16 protein-coding genes are annotated in these 22,402 nt (G+C 67.4%); 6 read left to right on the top strand and 10 right to left on the bottom strand.

The annotated features are described in order from the left end of the window. The first annotated feature begins 51 nt into the window (after positions 1 to 51). A complete protein-coding gene (locus P3L18_RS01390; protein WP_211544521.1) occupies positions 52 to 867 on the top strand; it encodes a serine hydrolase domain-containing protein in 816 nt (271 codons plus the stop codon). 151 nt (positions 868 to 1,018) lie between these two features. Then, the gene (locus P3L18_RS01385) at positions 1,019 to 1,537 is read left to right on the top strand and encodes a DUF3145 domain-containing protein (protein ID WP_006371495.1); all 519 of its coding nucleotides are present in this window, start codon (positions 1,019 to 1,021) and stop codon (positions 1,535 to 1,537) included. Between the two features lie 378 nt (positions 1,538 to 1,915). Here the strand turns inward: P3L18_RS01385 and P3L18_RS01380 are convergent, their stop codons facing one another. The 6 genes from P3L18_RS01380 to aceE form a co-directional block, all read right to left on the bottom strand. Then, positions 1,916 to 3,367 (bottom strand): acyl-CoA carboxylase subunit beta, encoded by a 1,452-nt coding sequence (locus P3L18_RS01380; RefSeq protein WP_014360432.1) that lies wholly within the window; start codon positions 3,365 to 3,367, stop codon positions 1,916 to 1,918. 29 nt (positions 3,368 to 3,396) lie between these two features. Continuing rightward, positions 3,397 to 4,668: a KasA/KasB family beta-ketoacyl-ACP synthase gene (locus P3L18_RS01375; protein WP_020170855.1), complete on the bottom strand. Its 1,272-nt coding sequence runs from the start codon at positions 4,666 to 4,668 to the stop codon at positions 3,397 to 3,399. Continuing rightward, a complete protein-coding gene (acpM, locus tag P3L18_RS01370; protein ID WP_006371499.1) occupies positions 4,665 to 4,970 on the bottom strand; it encodes a meromycolate extension acyl carrier protein AcpM in 306 nt (101 codons plus the stop codon). Before acpM ends, P3L18_RS01375 begins: the two co-directional genes overlap by 4 nt. A gap of 133 nt (positions 4,971 to 5,103) precedes the next feature. Next, on the bottom strand, positions 5,104 to 6,012 hold the full coding sequence (locus P3L18_RS01365) for an ACP S-malonyltransferase (RefSeq protein WP_035728476.1): 909 nt from the start codon (positions 6,010 to 6,012) through the stop codon (positions 5,104 to 5,106). Between the two features lie 195 nt (positions 6,013 to 6,207). Beyond that, positions 6,208 to 7,479 carry a helix-turn-helix domain-containing protein gene (locus P3L18_RS01360; RefSeq protein ID WP_006371501.1) on the bottom strand — a complete coding sequence of 424 codons (1,272 nt, stop codon included), beginning with the start codon at positions 7,477 to 7,479 and terminating at the stop codon, positions 6,208 to 6,210. A gap of 108 nt (positions 7,480 to 7,587) precedes the next feature. Beyond that, entirely contained in the window at positions 7,588 to 10,434 is a 2,847-nt protein-coding gene (gene aceE, locus P3L18_RS01355; protein ID WP_276113136.1) for a pyruvate dehydrogenase (acetyl-transferring), homodimeric type, read from the bottom strand. 321 nt (positions 10,435 to 10,755) lie between these two features. On the opposite strand from aceE, the gene P3L18_RS01350 reads away from it, so the two are divergent. The 4 genes from P3L18_RS01350 to P3L18_RS01335 all read left to right on the top strand — a co-directional run bounded on the left by P3L18_RS01350 (position 10,756) and on the right by P3L18_RS01335 (position 13,350). Continuing rightward, positions 10,756 to 11,298: a hypothetical protein gene (locus P3L18_RS01350; RefSeq protein ID WP_276113007.1), complete on the top strand. Its 543-nt coding sequence runs from the start codon at positions 10,756 to 10,758 to the stop codon at positions 11,296 to 11,298. Between the two features lie 141 nt (positions 11,299 to 11,439). Further along, a complete protein-coding gene (locus P3L18_RS01345; RefSeq protein ID WP_006371504.1) occupies positions 11,440 to 11,877 on the top strand; it encodes a DUF3052 domain-containing protein in 438 nt (145 codons plus the stop codon). After that, entirely contained in the window at positions 11,874 to 12,356 is a 483-nt protein-coding gene (locus P3L18_RS01340; RefSeq protein WP_006371505.1) for a peroxiredoxin, read from the top strand. Before P3L18_RS01345 ends, P3L18_RS01340 begins: the two co-directional genes overlap by 4 nt. Before the next feature lie 100 nt (positions 12,357 to 12,456). Then, on the top strand, positions 12,457 to 13,350 hold the full coding sequence (locus tag P3L18_RS01335; RefSeq protein WP_231386648.1) for an SGNH/GDSL hydrolase family protein: 894 nt from the start codon (positions 12,457 to 12,459) through the stop codon (positions 13,348 to 13,350). 6 nt (positions 13,351 to 13,356) lie between these two features. Here the strand turns inward: P3L18_RS01335 and P3L18_RS01330 are convergent, their stop codons facing one another. From P3L18_RS01330 to P3L18_RS01315, 4 genes are all read right to left on the bottom strand, one after another. Next, positions 13,357 to 16,293: an acyltransferase family protein gene (locus P3L18_RS01330; protein WP_276113006.1), complete on the bottom strand. Its 2,937-nt coding sequence runs from the start codon at positions 16,291 to 16,293 to the stop codon at positions 13,357 to 13,359. Between the two features lie 407 nt (positions 16,294 to 16,700). Next, positions 16,701 to 17,585, bottom strand: coding sequence for an SGNH/GDSL hydrolase family protein (locus tag P3L18_RS01325; RefSeq protein ID WP_276113135.1), 885 nt, complete (start codon positions 17,583 to 17,585; stop codon positions 16,701 to 16,703). 88 nt (positions 17,586 to 17,673) lie between these two features. Further along, entirely contained in the window at positions 17,674 to 19,731 is a 2,058-nt protein-coding gene (locus P3L18_RS01320) for a protein kinase (RefSeq protein ID WP_020170860.1), read from the bottom strand. A gap of 55 nt (positions 19,732 to 19,786) precedes the next feature. Continuing rightward, positions 19,787 to 22,402 carry a serine/threonine protein kinase gene (locus P3L18_RS01315; protein ID WP_276113005.1) on the bottom strand — a complete coding sequence of 872 codons (2,616 nt, stop codon included), beginning with the start codon at positions 22,400 to 22,402 and terminating at the stop codon, positions 19,787 to 19,789.

Here is a 22,402-nt window from a genome sequence, read left to right as displayed (position 1 = left end):
GATCTCGCGTGGGGGAGGAGGCCGGATCGGTGTCCGCGTAGTCTGCGAGGCGTGTCCGTACTCGATGCACTCGCCGACTGGCCCGTCGACAACGTCTCGGCCGCGCTGCTGACCACCGACGGGCTGGTCGCCGGTTTCGGTGACAGCTCCCGTGTCTATGAACTCGCCTCGGTGACCAAACTCCTGGTCGCCGAGGCGGTTCTGGTTGCGGTGGAGGAGGAGGCGATCGGCCTCGACGACGCGGCCGGGCCGCCGGGAGCGACCGTCGCGCATCTGCTTTCGCACGCGTCGGGCCTAGCCTTCGGCACCCGAGATGTCGAAGCCGCCCCGGGCACCCGACGGATTTACTCCAGTGCTGGTTTCGAGGTGCTCGCCGAGGTCGTCGAGCAGGCCACCGGCATCGAGTTCGCCGACTATCTGCACGAGGCGCTGTGTGTGCCACTGGAGTTGGGCTCGACGATGCTCGCCGGACCGGCCGGGCACGGCGCCCGTTCAAGCGTCGACGACCTCGTGAGATTCGCCCAAGACCTGATGTCGCCGACGCTGATCTCGTCGTCCACCTCGACACGCGCCCGAACCGTGTGCTTTCCGGGTCTCGACGGATTCGTGCCCGGTTACGGCAAACACCGGCCCAACGACTGGGGTCTCGGATTCGAGATCCGCGCACACAAGTCCCCGCACTGGACGGGTACCCAGAACTCGCCGGAGACTTTCGGGCACTTCGGCCAGTCGGGGACTTTTCTCTGGGTGGATCCGGTGCTGGGGGCGGCCTGCGTGGTCCTCACCGATCGCGACTTCGGGCCGTGGGCGAAGCCGCTGTGGAGCGAGTTCAACGACGCGGTGGTCGCCGATCTCCGCAACGGCTGAACAACCTCCGTCACATCCGATTCAATAGAGCGCATCAGAAACTGGCGCAACACGTACCTCATAGGGCACAATCAAGGTCACGAGTGTGCTATCCGGTGTTGCGAGGTGTGTTGGGGAAGACGTTCCTCGTCGACAACCGGAGGTGACCAAGGTGCGCAACCTGAATCAGTTTGCGGACGTGACAACAGGAGTGGTGTACATCCACTCGGCGCCGGTGGCGCTGTGCCCGCATGTGGAGTGGGCTCTGTCGTCGACCCTGAATGCGCGCGCGAACCTGAAATGGTCGGCACAGGATGCCGAGCCGGGAATGCAGCGTGCGACGGTCGATTGGGCAGGGCCGGTGGGCACAGGCGCCCGTTTGGTGACCGCGCTGCGCGAGTGGTCGGCGTTGCGCTTCGAGGTGACCGAGAACGCCAGTGAGGGCGTCGACGGCGAACGTTTCTGCTACGTCCCGGGATTGGGTCTGTGGCGCGGTTCGATGAGTGCCAACGGCGACGTGATCGTCGGGGAGACCCAGCTGCGCGCGATGATCGAGTCGCAGCCCGACAGTGCGGGTTTGGCCGGCGAGATCGAATCGGTGCTCGGCACGGCGTGGGACCACGCACTCGAGGCTTATCGCATGGGCGGTTACGGCGCCGAGGTCACCTGGCTGCAGCAGCGCGTCGGATAGCTCACGAGAGTGTCACCATCAAGAGCGAAAGCGCCGTCGTCGTCCCCAAGGGCGCTGTCGGCGTAGGGGAGAGCGCTGTCGTCGCGAACCCGCTCACCACGCCGCCGCGCGCCCGCGTCTGGACTGACGAGGAGCGAGGAGCGCAGTGGCAATGCGATTACGTCGCGAACCGGCTCACCACGCCGCCGCGCGCCCGCGTCTGGACTGACGAGGAGCGAGGAGCGCCCTGACAATGCGATTACGGCGTGGGCCCGCTCACCATGCCGCCGCGCGCCCGCGTCTGGACTGACGAAGCGCGAGGAGCGCAGCGACAATGCGGTGAGGAGGGAAGACGCGGGTTATAGCGCGGACGGCACGCGACGGCGGAGCCGGCGCCAATCACAAAGGTATGTTCTTGTGCCGCCCGCGTCGTGACGGTGCTGCGGCGAGTGCGGCGGTGATGATGCTGCGGGTTTTGGCCGGGTCGATGACTTCGTCGACGACGCCGATGGATTGGGCGCGTCCGACGCCGCCGGCGATGGCTTCGTGTTCGGCGGCCAGGCGGTCGTGGAGGGCTTCGCGTTCGTCGTCGGGGGCGGCGGCGAGGGCTTTCTTGTGCAGGATTCCCACGGCGGCTTTGGCTCCCATGACGGCGACCTCGGAGCCGGGCCAGGCGTAGACGGCGGTGGCGCCCAGGGCGCGGGAGTTCATGGCGATGTAGGCCCCGCCGTAGATCTTGCGGGTGACCAGGGTGACTCGGGGTACGGTGCATTCGGCGAAGGCGTGCAACAGTTTTGCGCCGCGTCGTACGACGCCGTTCCATTCTTGGCCGACGCCGGGGAGGTAGCCGGGGACGTCGGTGATGACGACGAGCGGGATGCCGAAGGCGTCGCAGAGTCGGACGAAGCGGGAGGCTTTTTCGGCGCTCTCGGAGTTGAGGCAACCGCCCATGCGTAGTGGGTTGTTGGCGATGACGCCGACGCTGTGTCCGGCGAGGCGGCCGAACCCGGTGACGATGTTCGGAGCCCATTTCGCTTGCAGCTCTTCGAAACTCGAGATCTCGGTGTCGCCGTCGGCGGCGTGCTGGGTGTCGAGGAGGGCGGTGACGACGGGGTGCACGTCGTAGGCCCGGCGGTTGGATTCGGGCAGCAGGGCCTTGAGGTCGGTGTCGCCGGCTTCGGCGTGCTCGGTGTCGAACCGGCCGGGGCGGGCGAAGGTGGAGACGAGTCGACGGGCGCGCCAATAGGCGTCGGCCTCGGAGTCTGCGGTGATGTGGCTGACCCCGGATTTCTTTCCGTGGGTGAGCGGGCCGCCGAGCGATTCCATGTCGACTTCTTCGCCGGTGACGCTCTTGACGACGTCGGGTCCGGTGACGAAGACGCGACCGGCGGGGGCCATGATCACCACGTCGGTGAGTGCGGGTCCGTAGGCGGCGCCGCCGGCGGCGAATCCGACGACCACCGAGATCTGCGGGATGTAGCCGGAGGCCCGCACCATCGCCTCGAAGACTCCGCCGACGGCGTGCAGGGCTTCGACGCCTTCGGCCAGACGGGCACCACCGGAGTGCCAGATGCCCACGACCGGGGCCTGTTCGGTGATCGCGGTGTCGATGGCGTTGACGATGTGGGCGCACCCCACGACACCCATGGCACCGCCCATCACGGTGCCATCGGTGCAGTAGGAGACGGTGCGAACGCCGTTGACCTCTCCGATCGCTGCCTGCACTCCCGATTTGTCCCGGGGGTGCAGCAGCGACAGGGAGCCTTCGTCGAAGAAGTTGGTCAACCGCAGCAGTGGATCTCGCGGATCGACTGAGTCCTCATGGCCGGTGATGGGGGCCAATGTGGTCATCGCTGTCTCCTCGGGGGTGTCGCGAATGGTCAGTAGCGACCGAAGGCGAGCGCCACGTTGTGCCCACCGAAGCCGAACGAGTTGTTCAGCGCGTAATCAATCTGACCATGACGGGCCTGCCCGTGCACCACTTCGATGTCGCACTCGGGGTCCTGGTTCTCCAGGTTCAGCGTCGGCGGGATGACGCTTTCCTCGACACTCTTGATCGTGAGCACCGATTCGAGGGCTCCGACCGCGCCGATGGAGTGACCCAGGGCCGACTTGGGGGCATACACCGCGGCGTGGTCGCCGATGGCTGCCTTGATCCCGACCGCTTCGGCGGTGTCGCCGATGGGGGTCGAGGTGGCGTGCGCATTGACGTGGGTGATGTCCTTCTTGGTCAGCCCGGCCGTCTGGAGGGCCCGTGTCATCGCTCGTGCGTTGCCCTGACCGCTGGGGTCCGGGGCGACGAGGTGGAAACCATCGGAGGTGATACCGGCACCGAGCACGCGCGCGTGGATATGTGCCCCACGGGCTTTGGCGTGTTCCTCACGTTCGAGGATCAGCATCGCGGCGGCCTCGCCGAAGACGAATCCGTCGCGATCCTTGTCGAACGGTCGTGACGCCGCGGCCGGATCGTCGTTACGGGTGCTCATCGCGCGCATCATCGAGAACGCGGCGATCGGGATCGCATCGATGTGTCCTTCGACGCCGCCGGTGACGACCATGTCGGCGTCGCCCATGACGATGTGCCGCCAGGCGTGCGCGATCGCCTCGGCACCCGACGAGCACGCCGAGACCGGGGTGATCACACCGGCGCGTGCGCCGATGTTGAGGCCGACGACGGCGGCCGGGCCGTTGGGCATGGCCATCGACACCGCGAGCGGGGAGACCTTGCGGTAGTTGCCGGAACTCTCGATCGCCTTGACGGCGTCGACCATGGCGTCGCCGCCGCCTTGGCCGGTGCCGAGCACCACGGCGAGGCGTTCGGGATCGACTTCGGGTTCGCCGGCCTGCGCCCACAGGCGCTTGCTCATGACGTGGGCGATCCGCTCGACGTAGGCCATGCGGCGAGCCTCGACGCGGGTGACCTCGTCGGCCGGATCGGAGAGCAGTCGCCCGCCGACGCGGCAGGGCAGTTCGCCGAATTTGGTGACGAAGTCGTCGGTCAGCTCACGGATGCCGGTCTTGCCGTCGAGCAGCCCCTGCCAGGTCGATTCGAGGTCGACACCGAGGGAGGTGGTGGCCACCATCGAGGTGACCACCACACTCGGGAAGTTCCCGCCCAGCGTTGAGTATTCGCGGAGGGACGGCGAGCTCACGAGTTCTGTTCTGCCTCGATCTGGGCCTGGATGGCGGCAGCGGCTTCGGGGTTCTCGGCCTCGAGCTTCTGGATGTAGTTGACGGCGTCACCGACGGTGCGCAGGCCGGCGAGGTCCTCGTCGGGGATCTTCACGCCGTACTTGTCCTCGGTCTGCACCGCGATCTCGACCATCGACAGCGAGTCGATGTCGAGGTCATCGACGAACGACTTCTCCATCGTCACCTCGGACGGCTCGATGCCGGTGACTTCCTCGATGATCTCGGCGATGCCGGCAATGAGTTGTTCCTGGGTGGCAGCCACGTGGGTGGTTCCCTTCTCGTGATTTAGCTGTGGGTGGTGATTGTCCGGAGCTACCCGAGGCACGAAAGCACCTCGGGTGCTTGGATATCCGGTGACAACCGGATTTCCGGTGGGGTCGCGTGGGACGCGACCTCTATCCAAGTTCGATGACCTTCTCGATGTCGTCGGGGGTCTTCCACGCCACGGTGGGGGTCCCCTTCATCTCGCGCTTGGCGATGCCGGCGAGAGCGCCGGCGGGCGGGAGTTCGACCAGAGAGGTGACGCCGACCTCGCGCATGTAGGCCGAGCACAGGTCCCAGCGGACCGGGCTGGTGACCTGCGTGACAAGCTTGCTCAGCGCCTCGGCGCCGTCGGCGACCGGCCGGCCGTCGGAGTTCGACAGCAGGACCCGGGCCGGGTCGGCGGGGGTGATCTTCGACGCGGCAGCGGCGACGGCGTCGCGTGCCGGGGCCATGTAGTCGGTGTGGAAGGCGCCGGCGACGGCGAGTTTACGGATGCGGGCCTTCTCCGGCGGACTCGCGATCAGCTCGTCGATGGCCTCCACCGGACCGGCAGCGACGATCTGGCCTGCTGCGTTGCGATTGGCGGGCACGAGCGCGAGCTCGTCGAGACGGGCGAGCACCTGGCCCTCGTCGCCGCCGAGCACCGCGGCCATGGTGGTGGCCTGGCGGGCGCATGCCTTGGCCATCTCGGATCCGCGGATCGCGGCCAGTTTGACGGCTTCGTCGGAGCTGATGACGCCGGTGATGGCCGCGGCGGCGAGTTCGCCGACCGAGTGGCCGGCGATCACGGCGTCGTCGGGCAGCTCACCGCGCTTGAGGTACTCATCGAAGGCCAGCAGGGCCGCGGCGACGACGAGCGGCTGGGTGACCGCCGTGTCGGTGATCTCCTCGGCGGTGGCGGTGGTGCCGAGCCGTTCGAGATCGAGTTGGATCAGCTTCGACCACGTCGCCAGCTGATCGCGGACGCCGGGGAGTTCCAGCCACGGAATCAACATGCCGGGTGTCTGAGAGCCCTGACCGGGCGCAAGCATCGAAAGCACGTGACCAGAGAACACCGTTTCGGCGTCCTATGTGGGTGTGGAGGTCGCTAGACCTCATCGGAAGGATTTGTGGGGTTCCCACAAAGGTGTCTCTGGCTGGTTCCGCATCGTCATCACTTCGAGATTCGTTACAGAAATGTGTCCGAAAGGCATCTGCCAGCGGAAATGTGGAAACAGCGGTGTTACTGATGTTCCTCATGTGGCTGAGTGTGGCGATTCGTTCCTCAGATGTGTCAATCGTCCGACGGTTGCCGCGATACGTAAGACGTAGCCGTCGCGAGGGTTAGTTGGATCACGTCCTGTCACTTCTGCAATTTTCTTCAGTCTGTACCGGACAGTATTTGGATGGATATACAGTTCGCGGGCACATGCCTCCACAGAGCCGCCACAGTCCAGATAGGACTCGAGGGTGCTGTTGAGGGTCGAACCGCCGGTCGACAGCGGACGCACCAGCGTCTCGATGAGTGTCGCCGTCGCCGATGCGTCACCGTTGAGTGCCCGCTCGGGCAACAGTTCGAGGCTGTGCACCGGCCGCGGTGCGCCGGGCCAGCCGACGACTGCGGAGATCCCGGCCATCGCCTCGGTGGCGCTGGTGTGCGCTGCGCCCAGATTGGGCATGGTCGGCCCGATGACCACCGGCCCGTCGGCGAAGTGGTCGAGCAACGCATTGCTGAACGGATCGGTCATCTTGATCGGCCCGCTGACGATGGTCACCAGCAACGTGCCCTGCACCACCGAAAGTGCGGCCCGGTCATAGCGTTTCGCGGTGTTGTGGATCGCCAGCGGGACCGAGACGTTCTGTTCGGGAGGTGGCGCGCCGACGATGACGGTGGCCGGGGCGTCGGAATCCCAGTTCAGCGCGGCCGCCCGCGACAACAACTGTGGGCCGGTGTCGCCGCGGACGACGGCGTCGACCACCAGGGCCTCCAGACGCGAGTCCCACGCGCCGCGCGATTCGGCCGCCGACGCGTAGATGGCCGCGGCGGCGAACCCGATCTCGCGACCGTAACGCAGCACCGACTCGGTCAACGCGCGGAGTTGGGCGTCGTTGCGGGCGAGCAGCGGCAACCACTTCTCGAAGAACTCCATCGCCACGCGCACCATCTCCACGGTCTGCAGCAGCGTGATGCGGCGCGCGAGATCCTGCGGGACGACCTGAAAGGCCTGAACGGTGAACTTGACGTTGCCCTCGGGGTCCTGAATCCATTCGACGAAGTTCACTACCGCGGTCTGCACGACCAGCTGCACGCTGGCACGCTGCGCGGCGTCGAGATCGGCGAAGTAGGGGAGCTGGTCCTGCATCGAGTGGACGGCCTCGGTGGCCAGTCGACCGCTGTACTGCTTGACGCGACGCAGCAGCGTGTCGGGCAGTGCGTCGTGCACGGTGGCCGGGGCGGGCACGTGCGCACCACGTTCCCCGAAGACGTCGCTGGGCGGCGGCGTCTGATTCACCCGATGCTCCGACATGTGTTCACAGTAGGCGTCCGCGGCCGCCGGGCCGACGAATGCGCCGTCAACGACTGCGGCGGTCGCCCGCGAAGGGGCGACCGCCGCAGTCGACGGACCGGTCGAACTCTAGGCGCTGCCGGTGTCGGCGTAGGACACCTCGGCGGCGTTGACGTCGGTGATCTGGTACTTGTCGGCGGCTTGCGCCGCGACGCCGGCATCGATGTGCCCGTCGCGGGCCAGGGCCACCAGCACCCCGACGACGATGGACTCGGCGTCGACGTTGAAGACCCTACGAGCGGCCGGACGGGTGTCGGAGAACCCGAAGCCGTCGGCACCGAGTGTCAGATACGTGCCCGGCACGTAGGCGCGGATCTGCTCCTGGACACCACGCATGTAGTCGCTGACCGCCACGAACGGCCCGGCGGCGTCCGAGAGGACCTTGGTGACGTAGGGCTGACCCGCATCCTGCGACGGGGTCCGCACCGCGGCACGGTCGATCGCGATGCCGTCGCGGGCGAGTTCACTCCACGACGTCACCGAGTACACCGCGGCGCCGACGTTCCAGTCCGCGGCCAGGAGCTCCTGGGCGCGCAGCGCGTCGGGCATGGTCACCCCCGAGACGAGGATGTTGGCCGGGTACTGCTTGTCCTGCGGGGCCGGGCTGAACCGGTAGATGCCCTTGAGCACACCTTCGATGTCGAGGTCGTCGGGCTTGGCCGGCTGACTGATCGGCTCGTTGTAGACGGTGAGGTAGTAGAAGATGTTCTCCGGATTCTCGCCGTACATCCGACGCAGACCGTCGGCGACGATGTGTCCGAGTTCGTAGGCGAAGGCCGGGTCGTAGGCCACCACCGCCGGGTTGGTCGCCGCGAGCAGCGGTGACTGGCCGTCGGCGTGTTGCAGGCCCTCGCCGGTCAGCGTGGTGCGTCCCGCGGTGGCGCCGATGACGAAGCCGCGCGCCATCTGGTCGGCGGCCGCCCAGAAGCTGTCGCCGGTGCGTTGGAAGCCGAACATCGAATAGAAGATGTAGAGCGGGATCATCGGCTCGTCGTGCGTCGCATACGAGGTGCCGACGGCGGTGAACGAGGCGGCCGAGCCGGCCTCGTTGATGCCCTCGTGCAGGATCTGGCCCTCGCTGCTCTCCTTGTAGGCGAGCATCAACTCGGCGTCGACCGAGGTGTAGAGCTGTCCGTTGCGGTTGTAGATCTTGAGCGTCGGGAACCACGAGTCCATCCCGAAGGTCCGCGCCTCGTCCGGGATGATCGGCACGATCCGATGGCCGATCTCCTTGTCGCGCAACAGATCCTTGAACACGCGCACCAGTGCCATGGTGGTTGCCACCTGCTGTTTGCCCGAGCCCTTTGCGGTGGTCGCGAGCGCCTTGCTCACATCGGGGGACAACGCCTTGGCCTTGGTACGGCGCGCGGGCAGGAAGCCGCCGAGGTTCTTGCGGCGGTCGAGCATGTACTGGATCTCCGGGGCGTCCATCCCGGGGTGGTAGTACGGCGGCAGGTACGGATTCTCCTCGAGTTGGGAGTCGCTGATCGGGATTCGCGTCTCGTCGCGGAAGTCCTTGAGATCGTCGAGGGTCAGCTTCTTCATCTGGTGGGTCGCGTTGCGGCCCTCGAAGTGCTTGCCCAGGGTGTAACCCTTGATCGTGTGCGCCAGGATGACCGTCGGCTGACCCTTGTGCGCCATCGCCGACGCGTAGGCGGCATAGATCTTGCGGTAGTCGTGGCCGCCGCGCTTGAGATTCCAGATCTCGGCGTCGGACATGTTCTTGACGAGTTCCTTGGTGCGCGGATCGCGGTTGAAGAAGTGTTCCCGCACGAAGGCGCCGTCGTTGGCCTTGTAGGTCTGGAAGTCGCCGTCGGGCGTGGTGTTCATCAGATTCACCAGGGCACCGTCGCGGTCGGCGTGCAGCAGTGCATCCCACTCACGGCCCCACACCACCTTGATGACGTTCCAGCCCGCGCCGCGGAAGAACGACTCGAGTTCCTGGATGATCTTGCCGTTACCGCGGACCGGTCCGTCGAGCCGCTGCAGATTGCAGTTGATGACGAAGGTGAGGTTGTCCAGGCCCTCGGTCGCGGCGAAACTGGCGAACCCGCGTGACTCCGTCTCGTCCATCTCGCCGTCGCCGAGGAAGGCCCACACGTGCTGGTCGGAGGTGTCCTTGATACCGCGATCGTGCAGATAGTGGTTGAAGCGCGCCTGATAGATCGCGTTCATGGGACCGAGACCCATCGACACCGTCGGGAACTGCCAGAACTCGGGCATGAGTCGCGGGTGCGGGTAGGAGGGCAGACCGCCGCCCTCACCGGCGTGACTGTGCTCCTGCCGGAACCCGTCCATCCGCTCGGCGGTGATCCGGCCCTCGAGGAAGGCACGGGCGTAGATACCCGGCGACGCGTGACCCTGGATGAAGATCTGGTCGCCGCCGCCTGGGTGTTCGTGCCCGCGGAAGAAGTGGTTGAAGCCGACCTCGTACAGCGACGCCGACGACGCGTAGGTCGAGATGTGACCGCCGACCCCGACCCCGGGACGCTGAGCGCGGTGCACCATGATGGCGGCGTTCCAGCGGATGAACTGACGGAAGGTGCGCTCGACGCCCTCGTCGCCGGGGAACCAGGGTTCGAGTTCGGTGGGAATGGTGTTGACGTAATCGGTGGACGTCAGCGAGGGGATGGCGACGTGCTTCTCGCCTGCGCGCTCGAGCAGCCGGAGCATCAGATAGCGGGCTCGGGCCGGTCCGGCATGTGCGACGAGGTTGTCGAAGCTCTCCAGCCACTCGCCGGTCTCGTCGGGGTCGATGTCGGGCAGGTAGGACGCGACACCCTCACGGATGACGCGCACGCGCGGACCCGACCTGTCGGGGGTGCCGCCGGAGGTCGCGCTGACGTCCTTCTCTGCCTGTTCGGTCACGGTGATGCCTACTCCTCGATCGGGCCGGGCGGGGGTGCTGCCCGGCATGCGATGACACGAGAGTCCGTCGACGACGATGGTGTGCTCGCTCACGGACCCACCCCACATCGTGCCCCATGTCGCCTCGCTTGGCATCGGGGGTGTTCGGATTGGGCGCGTAGTACCTGACCTGCGGTAGCGTTCGGTTTGTGATTACCACGGAGTAAGGAGCGTGCAGTGAGGCGTGCATCGGCCCGCCGGGCATACCGGGCGGAGCTGCGCAACGTCGGGGGGTGCCACAGCGGGACAGAAGAATGCCATCAGACGGACGCCGACCAGGGGCGCTCCGGGGTGTTGCGCGGCCGGAGAACCGCCGGGGGTGCGACACGGGTGGGTGTGACCGTGGTCCTGACGGCCGCGGTGCTGATCGTCGCCGGATGTGCGACGTCGGTGCCCGGCGCGCCGACCGTCGACTCCGCACAGGTGTCGATGTACCGGTCCGAACAGTCGGCCTCGACCTCGGCGGCGCGCCGGGAGCTCGCGGTGACGCTGTGTCGGCAGGCCATGTCGTCGATGGTCGTGATGGTCCGCGGGTACAACACCTTCGTCGATCGTCTGAACGCGGTCCAGTCCTACGACCGTGTCGGTGACCTCGACGACCGCGCCCGGGCGAGCCTGATCGCCGGTGTGGACCAGATCCGGGCGAAGGTCACCGATGCGGTCACCGCCGACGTGACCGGCCCGGTGAACGCCTTTCTCACCAGCTCGGGGCGGCTCGGTGACGCCATCGGACGACGTGAGCTCGTCGGCCTGAATCCGATCGCCGACACCTGGACCCGCGACAAGCAGTCCGTGCTGGCCGCCTGCGCGACCTACCTGCCGACCCCGCCCGGACTGGCCCCGACCACGACCGGTGCACGCCCACCCGGATAGCCCCGCGGCGCGCGAGTTCATGAATTCGTGTCGGTGCACGATCGTCGAGTGCATTACGCTGTCCCAATAGTCGGCTGATCGGGTCGGCTGCGATCGAATTGCCGACACGGCGAAACATGTTGACTTGGGAGGTCTCGCGCGGTGGTAGCCGCCTCAGGGAGCAATGGCTCCGACGGCAGCAGTGCACAGAAACTGGGGTTCGCCCCCGGCATGGTGGTCCAGGAACTCGGCTGGGACGAGGACACCGACGACGACCTGCGTGCCGACATCGAGGACACGATCGACGCGGAGATGCTCGACGAGGACGCCGACGACGTCATCGACGCGGTGGTGCTCTGGTGGCGCGACGACGACGGTGACCTCGTCGACCGTCTGATGGACGCGATCGGCCCGCTCGCCGACGACGGATACGTCTGGGTCTTCTCGCCGAAGACGGGCAATCCCGGTTACGTCGACCCGAGTGAGATCGCCGAGGCGGCGCCCACTGCCGGGTTGACCCAGACCTCGGTGGTCAGTCTCGGCGACTGGTCGGGTTCGCGTCTGGTGCAACCGAAGTCGCGTTCCGGCAAACGCCCATGAGCGCTCCGGAGATGTCGGTCCCGCTGGGGATCGGCGCCACCGCACCGGACTTCGAGCTACGCGACCAGAACAACCAGCGGGTCTCGTTGTCGCGGTTGCGTTCCGAGGGTCGCAAGGTCCTCATCGTGTTCTTCCCGCTCGCTTTCACCGGCACCTGCCAGGGCGAACTCGGGTACATCCGTGACAATCTGCCGCGCTTCGCCAACGACGAGGTGACCACGGTCGCGGTGTCGGTCGGGCCGCCGCCGACGCACAAGGTGTGGTCGGCGGCGCAGGGGTTCCTGTTCCCGATCCTGTCGGATTTCTGGCCGCACGGCGACGTCGCCCGCTCCTATGGCGTGTTCAGCGAGGGCCGCGGATACGCCGATCGCGGAACCTTCCTGGTCGACACCGACGGCAGCATCGCCTTCGCCGACGTCGTCGGCCCGGGTGAGGCGCGCTCGGAGGCCCTCTGGGACAAGGCGCTCGCCGCCGTCTGACTCCACTGTCACCGCACCGCTCGCCACGAGCGGGGCGCCAAGTCTTGACCAAGTCGTTGCACGCCTCGGGTTGCGACAGAAGTGACTGGTGTAGTTCAGTGTGACTATTGTGAACAAACTGTCGCTGTCTCAGCTCACCAGGATCTGCACCCGTGGCCGCTTGCGCCGCGTCGGCGTCGGCATGCTCGCCGGGGGTGCGCTGGCCTTCGCGGGAGCCGGACACTGCGCCGCCGCGCCGTCGGACGCACTGCCGGACCTCAACGACCTGCCGGGCATCGTCGCCGGCATCCCGAACTCGTCGTCGGACATGGGGTTGGGCGATCTGCTGCCCAGCCTGCAGAGCCTGATCCCCGGGACGGGTGACCAGACCGGTATGTCACGATGCACCTCGGTGATCCAGGTCGGGGATTCGACGTCGGTGCGCGCCGACGATCCGGCGTACGTTCCGGCGGCCGGAGACACCGCCAGTGCCCAATACCGCCGCGTCGGGGTCAACAGCTTCACCCTCGATGCGGTCAGCGGCCGGGCGATCGTCGGCGGACCCTCACCGGATGCCGAACACGCCGTCGCGTCCCGGCTCGCGTCCGGCGCACGCGGCTGCTGGGTGATCGCCATGGGTGTCAACGACGTCGGGGACATCTCGACGGGAAGTTCGATCAACGCCGACGCCCGCATCGATCGGATCATGCGCCAGCTGTCCGGGCAGCCGGTCCTTTGGCCGACGGTCACCTCGTCGAACCCGAGTAACAAGGCGTTCGATTCGGCCGCCATGGCCACGTTCAACACCGCACTGCGCAACGCGACCGCTCGCTATGCCAATCTGGCCGTGGTGGACTGGGCCGGCGCCGCTGCGCCGGCCGAGTTCACCGACGGCATCCACTACACCGCCGCGGGCACCGCCGATCGCAACAAGCGATTCGCCGATGCGCTGGCCGCGGCGTATCCGTCGGGCAGCGTCGGCGCCGCGCCCTCGACGCGATGGGTTGCCGGCTGACGGTCCTCAGATCGGGCAGGTGATGTTGGGATCACGCTTACCGGTGACGGCTTGCTGCAGGCCCACGGTCACCGCATCGGCATACATCCAGGTGCCTGGTCCCATCGGGTGGACGTCGTCGGGACCGAGGTTCTCCGGATGGGCGGCCGCGGCCTGACACCACGGCGCCAAGAAGACGTTGCGGTGTCGCGGCGCGTACTGCAGAACCTGTTGTGCTGCCTGCGGGATGCCGTCGACCGGACCAAACGGGACCAGCAAGACGATCAGGTGACCCGGGCCGATCTCGGAGAGGATGCGATCGAGCTGTCCGGGGAACGCCTGCCCGTTGGTGCCGAATCCCAGCACCACGAACTTGCGGAGCGCGCCGGACGCGCGGAGATCCTCGATGACGCCTTCGCCGCCGCTGTAGTGACGCGAGACCTGCGCATCGATGTAGATGCCGGGGAACCGCGCACGCAACGCCTGCGACGAGGCGAGCATGACCGAGTCGCCGATGCCGGTGATCTCCTGGCCGGTCGGTAGCCGTGGTGCACTCGGCGCGGCCGGACGTGGGGGAGCCGGAGGCGGGCTCGCATTGGCCTGGCGCTGCAGCTCGGCGAGGTGGTCGAGCTGCAGTTCCAACTGCGACTTCGACGGGCTGGTACCCAGCGCGGAACCGGCGAACAGGATCACGACCAGGCCGGCGGCGAACACCGCGGCCGGGATCGGTAGACGTGCCGAATTCCCGAGGTCGCGCAGCACGCCGCGGAAACCCTTACGGCGGAACGGTGTCTCGATGTAGCGGTAGGACAGTTCGGACAGGCCGAGGGTGATCACCGCGGCGAGAATGCCGATCAGCCAGCCGGGAAGGGTGAATGACGCCGTGCCCTTGCCCTCCTGGAACCAGGCGCGCAGGAAGACCACCACAGGCCAATGCCACAGGTACAGGCTGAACGATCGCTCGCCGAGGTATCGCAGGGCCTTCACGCGCAGGATCACCGGGACCGGCCCGGTCTCGCCGACCGCGGTGTGGATCACGCCCGCGGTCAGTACCGAAGCCAGCAGGAGCCCGCCCTGGTAGGTGAGTGGTGAGGTATCGGGCAAGGTGAACATGAGGACCAGAAGCCCGACGAAGACGACCGGTGCGACGGTCTTGCCCAGGATCTCGGCGGTGCGCGGCGAGACCCGACGTGGCCACGAATCGGCGGCATCGGCGGCCGGGGCGGTGCACAGCAGTGCCAGTGCGGCGCCGATCAGCAGGCCGAAGGAATGGGTGTCGCTGCCGAAGTAGACCCGGCTCGGGTCGGTGTCCGGGTTGTAGATCGCGATCATCGCGGCCACCGACGCCGCGCCGAGTGCGATCGTCACCGCGGCAGTGATCCGCAGTTGCGTACGCGTCGAGGTTCGGCGTGCCAACCACAGCACACCGAGGAACAGCAGTGGCCACACCACATAGAACTGTTCCTCGATCGCCAACGACCAGTAGTGCATGAAGATCTGGGGTGTCGTCTCGGCGAAGTAACTGTGCGACTGCGCGATCTGCACCCAGTTGTTGACGAAGAACGCTGACCCGAGGAATTGGCTCTTGAGCTGCACTCCGACGTCGCCGCCGATGAGTCCGGCGACGGCGGTGGCCACGACCAGGACCGTCAGCGCGGCCGGAAGAATGCGACGGGCGCGTCGGGTCCAGAACTGCGACAACGAAATTCGCTTGCTGGCTCCGTATTCGCGAACGAGTAGCGAGGTGATCAGGAAGCCCGACAGGACGAAGAAGACGTCGACGCCGAGGTAGCCGCCGCGAACCGCGTCGCCGAAGAAGTGATAGAGCACGACGGCGAGCACTGCGATACCGCGAACGCCGTCGAGCGCACGGCTGCGCCGGATGCGACCCGGCGCCAGAGTGGCTGCGCCGGCCGGTGAGACAGCCGATTCCGGATCAGCTGCCGGCTCCGAGGTCGTGGGAGTGGTCGGTGAGAGGAGCTTCGTGGACAGCGTCCAGACCGGTTTGGGGATACGGACGGTGGGCGCCGACGACTTCTCGTCTGTGTCGGTGTCTGTTTCTGTGTCTGTGTCTGTGCCGGCGTCTGGCTCGGCGCTCTTCTGGGCGGTGCGCCGGTCCCGCATGTTCGGGATCGCCGTGACCGTCGCGGCCTGGGCCGCATCGACCGGTATCTCGACCGTGTCGTCGGACGGGGTCTCGGCGCTTTCCTGCGCGGAAGTGTCGTCGTCGGCGGGCTCGTCAGCGTCGTCGGCGTGGTCGGAGTCCTCCGCCGCGTCGGCGGTGGCCTCCGCGTCCTCGTCCTCGTGTGACGCTTCGGCGTCGGGAGCATCCTCGACCACCGATGTCTCGCCGGCCTCGACGTCGGCGTCGGTCTCGGTCTTCTCGCCGACCTCATCGGTGTCGGGGTTATCGGTGTCGGCGCGTTTTCCGTCGACGAGTTCTTCTTCCTCGACACCGACCGAGTCGGTGGCGGCCGAGTCGGTGCTGTCAGAGTCGGTGCGGTCAGAGTCGGTGTCGTCCGCCTCGGGACCGTCGGTCTCGGCCGCTTCCTCGTCATCCGACGGGGTGTTGGCCGCCTCCTCCTCGGCTGTGTCTGTGTCGGTGTCGTCCGACGTCGTCTCGGTGCCGAGGGCGATCGGGAGTTCGGCGGTGACCTCGTCGGACAGGCGTCGGAGCTCGACGGTGTCGGCGTCGCTGATCGCCCTGAGTTCCACGGTCTCCGCATCGGAGCCTTCGATGTACGGCTCGGGTCCTCGTGGTGGCGCCGGAAGCGCGTACACCGGCTCCGTTCCGGGCTCGTGGAGGACTCCGATCGGGCTCAGGCTCGCCATCGGGCCGGTGATCGCCAGGCTCGTGGGGGGCGGCGCACCGAGCAGGGTCGACGTCGTGTGCCCCGAGCCGTGGTGATGGGTCATCGATGGGATGTGCCGACGCGCGCGCCATGTGCGCAGACGTGCCTTCATGCGTTCGCCCTCCCTTCTCTCGATGCTGTCGTCGGTGTCGTGTCTACCTCCGTGACGATCGATATCACCCTCGTCGTGGCTCGGTCGATGTGGCTACGAGACCAGGGATCGGTGACGACAAGACCGACGGCATGCGCGCGCACGTCGTCGAGGGCGGGCAGGTGGGCTGACCCTATGTGGATGGGGCGTGGCATACAGGCAGGTGAGCGTTTCGTTCGGGTGCGGTGGTGACATGACAGCGATGTCGAGGTGCTCGCAGGGGAGCATCAGCCGCTCAGTGTAGCGGTGTGGCGAGACGTTTCTGCGCACGACCGACCGCAGTGTCCTCCGGTTGGGGGAACGATGACCGATTCGCGAATATGGATTGTGGCCCAAAAGAATTCGTTGCGATTGCAACTACTTCCAGGTCAGTTCGACACCCACTTCGTTGCCGGTGTGACACCGGTGCCGGGAGGAAAGGCCGTGGCCAGTGCGTCGGCGAAACGCGTGTTGCGTGCCGCGGTTCCGGCGGCGGTGTAGTGGATTCCATCGACGAACCAGTCGGGTTGCCCGGCGGCCACCGCGGCCCAGTCGTAGACGGCGAGATTCGGGTAGCGCACCACGGCGCGTCGCAGCGCGTTGTTGAATCCGGCCATCTCCGCGGCGGTGTATCCGCGCACTGTCGCATCCGAGGTGGTGACCGTCGGCCACAGCACCGGCTGGCCCCGCAACTGGTTCATGATCCGATCGATGCGCTCGTCGGCGGCCACTGTCGAGCCCTTGGCGATGTCGGCTGCGTCCTCGAGGCCCACCGCGATCACCCAGCAGCCCTTCTCGCCCTTGGCCAGGTGAGCCGCGACGGCCTCGGCCGCATTCGGCCGGCCGTCGACCGCGCCGACGATGGATCGGCCACCATCGGCGTCGAGATCGACGGTGCCGACGCCGACCCGCTTGTACTGCGCGGACAGGGTGTCTGCCGGGCTGGGAACCTTGGTCGGGGAGTCCACACCGACCGAGGTCGAATCACCGATCTGGACGACCGAAGCGCAGCGTGTGGTGCCCGGTGCGCCGCCCGAGCGCAGCAGATCGCCGAGTCCGGGGATCATCGGCAGTAGCTGTGGCAGTCCGAGCTCTGCGGAGCCGGTCGCCATTTGCTGACTCAGTGCGCCGGCGACGTCGTCGAGGGGATCGGCCGCGGCGGTGCCCGCCGCGGCACCGATCAGTGTGAGTGCAGCCGTCGCACCCAGGACGGCGTTGGCGGTGCGGCGGAAGGCGGTGCGGCGGGTCCGAGTACCACGAGAAAGTCGAATCACAATAGTCACACTGAACTACATCAGCCACTTCTGTAGCAATTCGAGTTGTGGCACAATTCGATCACGGCCGGGCAACGCCGGCGACCGGTCAGGTGGGGAACTTCACCAAAGTCGGTGTCGGTCGAGACTGGGTGGTGCCGTCACCGAGTTGTCCCTCACTGTTGAGTCCCCAACAAAACAGCTGGTCATCGGAGATCGCGCACGTGTTGTTGTCCCACACGGCCACCGAGGTCACACCGGCGATCCCGTGAACGAGCGCCGGTGTCAGCTGATTGGAGTAATTGTTGCGTTGATCCCCCCAGCACATGAGCGTGCGCGAGCTGGTGACCGCGCACGTGGCGCCCCCGTTGGAGGTGATCGAGTCGACGTCGGAGAGCACCTTCGTCGGCAGAGGGCGATTCGCCGTGGTGCCGTCACCGATCTGGCCGGAGCTGTTGTTGCCCCAGCAGTACCCGACCTTGTCGGCCCGGCGCGCGCAGGTGGTGCCGTCGTCCCAGTTGTCGCCGACGGTCAGCGTGGAGGCGAAGCGGAAATTCTTGATCTGGGTCGGGGTCAATCGGTCCTGGGTGGTCCCGTCGCCGAGTTCTCCACTGGCGTTGTGGCCCCAGCAGTAGCCGACGGAGTCGGCAATGGCGCACGTGGAGCCCGCCGAAACCGACACCGATGTGACCGAGGACAACGATTCCACCTTGGTCGGCGCGGTGCGCGTGGTCGTCGTACCGTCCCCGACCTGCCCTTTGTCGTTGAGACCCCAGCAGTACAAGAAGCTGTCGGCGATGGCGCAGGTGGTGAATGCGCTGCTGACGATGTCGGTGACATTGGTCAGCCCCGGGACCTCCTTGGGCAGGAGAACCTTGCTGATCGAGCCCCAGCAGTAGGCCTTACCCGAGGCCACCGCGCAGGTGGCGGCGCCGCCGACCGTAATGGCCGAGACATCGGTCAGACCGCTGACCCTCGTCGGTGAACTGCGGTCGGTGGTGGTGCCGTCGCCGATCTGACCGTTGTCGTTCTCGCCCCAGCAATAGGCCAGCCTGTTGTGGACGGCGCAGGTGTCCGACGAGTTCATGCTCACCTCGCGCAAGGCGAGTGGCGCGGCGGCCGGCGGTACCGGGTCGGAGCGTCCGACCGCCCATGCGGTGCTCGCCACCGCGATCACCGCGACGGCGAACGCCGCTGCGAGGGCCAGCAGCAGGTTGCGACGACGGCGGGTGGTGCGTTGACGCGATTCGACGGTCGGTGCATCGGCGTCGGGCGGCAGGTGGCCCCCGCCGCGGGGGTCCGTCGTCGCCAAAGGACTGATCGCCGATGCCGGGCCGCCCGTAGAGGTCATCAGCACCGCAGCCAGGTCGCGTGCGAACGACTGGCAGTCGGGGTAGCGCTGCGCGGGGTCCTTGGCGAGCGCACGGGCGAACACCGGATCCAGCGCCGCCAGGTCGGGTCGGCGTGCACTCAGTGGCGGTGCTGGTTTGGACAACAGTGCGGCCATCATCGCCGAGGGCGTCGGGGCCTCGAAAGGTGCAGCGCCGCTGAGTAGTTCGTACATGCTGCACGCCAGCGCGTACTGGTCACTGAACGGGCCCGCGGGGACACCGTCGATGACTTCTGGTGCGGCGTAGGCCAGCGTCCCGATGAATGCGTGGGTGGCGGTCATCGACGTCGAATCCGCGAGTTTGGCGATACCGAAGTCCAGCAAGACGACCTGCTCGATCGATCCGTCCGGCTCGCGCGTGACGATGATGTTGGCCGGTTTGATGTCGCGGTGGATCACCTGATGGCGATGCGCGTAGTCCAGCGCCTCACCTGCACGGAGGGCGACGAGGCCGATCTCAGCATCCGAGAGTCCACCCGCGGTCAGGTCCCTGCCGTCGAGGTAGGTCATGGTGAACCACGGCGAATCACCCTCGACGCCGTAGTGGTGGATCGCAACGATCCCCGGGTGATTCAGTGACGCGACGGTCCGAGCCTCGTTGGTGAAGCGTTGCTGGAACTCGGCGTTGTCGGCGGCGTTGACCGAGATCACCTTGAGCGCCTCGCGACGCAACAGGTGGGGATGCTCGACCAGATAGACCTGGCCCATCCCGCCGGCGCCCAACTTGGCGAGAACCTGATAGCCGGCGAAACTGCTGCCTTCTTCGAGCTGTGCCACTACTGGGTGCTCCTCTCTGTGCGACCGGTCTGTGTGAGCAGAACCCGACGCGCGCTCAAAACGCGACCTCGACGGGCGCACTGACCGGATCGGTGGAGCCGATTCCCAGATCGCCGCGACTGTTGTCGCCCCAGCAATAGACCTTGTCGCTCACCTGGGCGCACGACGCGACGGAGTCGGTGGTGACGGCGGTGACCGTGCCGTTCAGTCCGGAGATCTTCATCGGGGTGCTGAAGTACCCGCGGGGATCGTATCCGGCCCCGTTCGAGCTGTTGTTTCCCCAGCAATAGGCGGCCCCGCCGGCGACCGCACACGTCGTCTGGGTTCCCAGCGAGACGGACGTGACGTCGGTGAGGCCCGGGACCTGTGTCGGGGTCCGCGACGTCAGGCGGTCGCCACCGCCGGTCTGGCCGAAGGTGTCGTTACCCCAGCAGTACAGGTTTCCGTCGCCGACGGCGCAGGTCGTCCCGACCGACGTCGCGACGTCGGTGATGTCGGACAGTCCGCCTATCCGGGTCGGGGTGTGGCGATCATTGGTGGTGCCATCGCCGAGTTGGCCACGACTGTTCGATCCCCAGCAGTACACGGCCCCGCCGTCGGTCAGTGCACACGTCTGGCCGGAGTCCGTGGTCAGCGAAACGGCCCCGTCGACACCCTGGACCCGGGTCGGGGTGGTGCGGTTGTCGGTGGTGCCGTCGCCGAGCTGGCCGTAGGTGTTGGCGCCCCAGCAGTACGCACCGCCGTCGGCGACCGCGCAGGTGGTGGAGTCCGAGGAGACGTTGTCGCCCGACAGTGTCACGTCCGACCCGACCGAGACCGACGTCACGTGATGTAGTGCGGCCACCTTGGTGGGGGTCAGGCGATTGTCGGTGGTGCCGTCGCCGAGTTGACCGGCGGCATTGTTCCCCCAGCAATACAGGGTTCCGTCGGCGATCGCGCACGCCGAGGTCCACCCGACCGAGATGCTCGTCACCTTGGACAAGGTGCCGACCTGTACCGGAGTGGTGGAGTCGACCGTGGTGCCATTGCCGAGAGCGCCGTCGGAGTTGGAGCCCCAACAGTAGGCCTGGCCGTTGCGGATGGCGCACGAGGTGTTGTGGGCGTTGGACAGAGGCGTGGCAGTGACCTGGGTTAGCGTCGGTCCACGGCCGACGACGAACCACGTGGCCGCCACGGCGACGACCGCGATCACGGCTGCGGCGGCGAGCGCCAGCGCGGAGGCGAGCACGCGGCGACGGACGCGCGTGCCGCGACCCGAAGCAGACGGGTCCGCCGGAAGCTCCATCGGTGGCAGCGTGTCCGGCGAACCGGGAGTCGCCGATCCGGTCGGCGGCGGTGCGAGCCGGTCGTCGGGGGAATGCGGTGGCGGTGGGTCTGCTGCCACTCCCATGCCGGATGGAATGGTTTGGCCGACAGAGGGATTCGGCATGGGAATGCTCGGGGAGAGGTCGCCCTGGGATGGCCCGGTGGCGGGTGATGCCGGCGGCGTCGATGCGCCGCCGGGCGTAGAACCGGTATCGAGGGGCACGACCGTCGGCGGTGCAGGCGCCGGGGTCACCGGGCCGGAGGTGGGGTCGACGTCAGCCGCAGCGACGTCGGGCGCAGCGACGTCGGGCGCAGCGACGTCGGGTGTGGGCGGAACGGACAGGGGGTGAACGGTTGCGTGGCGTGCAGCACGTTCGGGGACGGGGAGTTGTTGGACGGGCGCTTGTGTCGGCTGCTCCGGCACGGACACGGGGGGTGCAGCCGGTGCCGCTGTGACCACCGGTGCAGAGGGTCCCGGTGCAGGGGAGTGGGCGCGCTCGCGCAACGACGTCGGCGGTGTTTCGGGTGCGGAGGGCTGGTGCTGCGCGGCGGCCCGCGACGCGAGGGTGGCGACCGTTCCGACGAAGGCCCGGCAGTCCGGGTAGCGCCGGGCGGGGTCCTTGTCGAGCGCGTGGCCGAACGCCACGTCGAGTGCGGTGAGATCGGGACGCGTCGCGCTGATCGGCGGTGCTTGGCGGTGCAGGTGGCCGCTCACGACCTCGGTTGGCGACGAAGCGGCGAAAGGTGTTGTGCCGGTGAGTATCTGGTACAGCAGGCAGGCCAGCGAGTATTGGTCTGACGCGGGACCGACGGGCTGACCCGCGATGACCTCGGGCGCGGTGTACTCCGGTGACCCCGACAGGGGGTTCAGGATCGGGCGGCCGGCAAGTGCCAGCGTGCCGACGTCGAGGACGACGACCGATCCACCTGTCGTACCCGGCCCGGCGGCACCGGGGAGCAGGATCTCGCCCGGCCCGAGGTCGCCGTGCACGATCCCGCGGCGATGGGCGTGATCGAGGACATCGGCGACCTGCCCGGCGATACCCAGGGCCTCGGCGTCGGCGCGCCGGTCGGTGGTCAGCAGGTGGCCGTCGACGAAGCGGCTGGTGAACCAGGTGCGGCCGGACTCCTCGCCGTACTGCAGGAGTCCACCGAGGCCGGGATGGACCAGTCCCTGCACCGCATGCGCCTGCGCGGCGAAGCGGGACCGGAAGCCGGGCGCATTCGGGTCGACGGCCAACAGCCGCATCAACACGCGTCCGGTGGGGCCGGGACGGTCTGCGATGAAGACCTGCCCGAGTGCATCGGTACGGATGGGACCGATCAGGTGATACCCGGCGACCATCCCCGAATTGCCCGCGTTCAC

Origin of the sequence: Gordonia sp. N1V (assembly GCF_029269935.1) — a bacterium.
Taxonomy (GTDB): domain Bacteria; phylum Actinomycetota; class Actinomycetes; order Mycobacteriales; family Mycobacteriaceae; genus Gordonia; species Gordonia polyisoprenivorans.
Note: the sequence above shows the minus strand (reverse complement) of the source record. Positions and strands in the feature narration are given on the sequence as shown.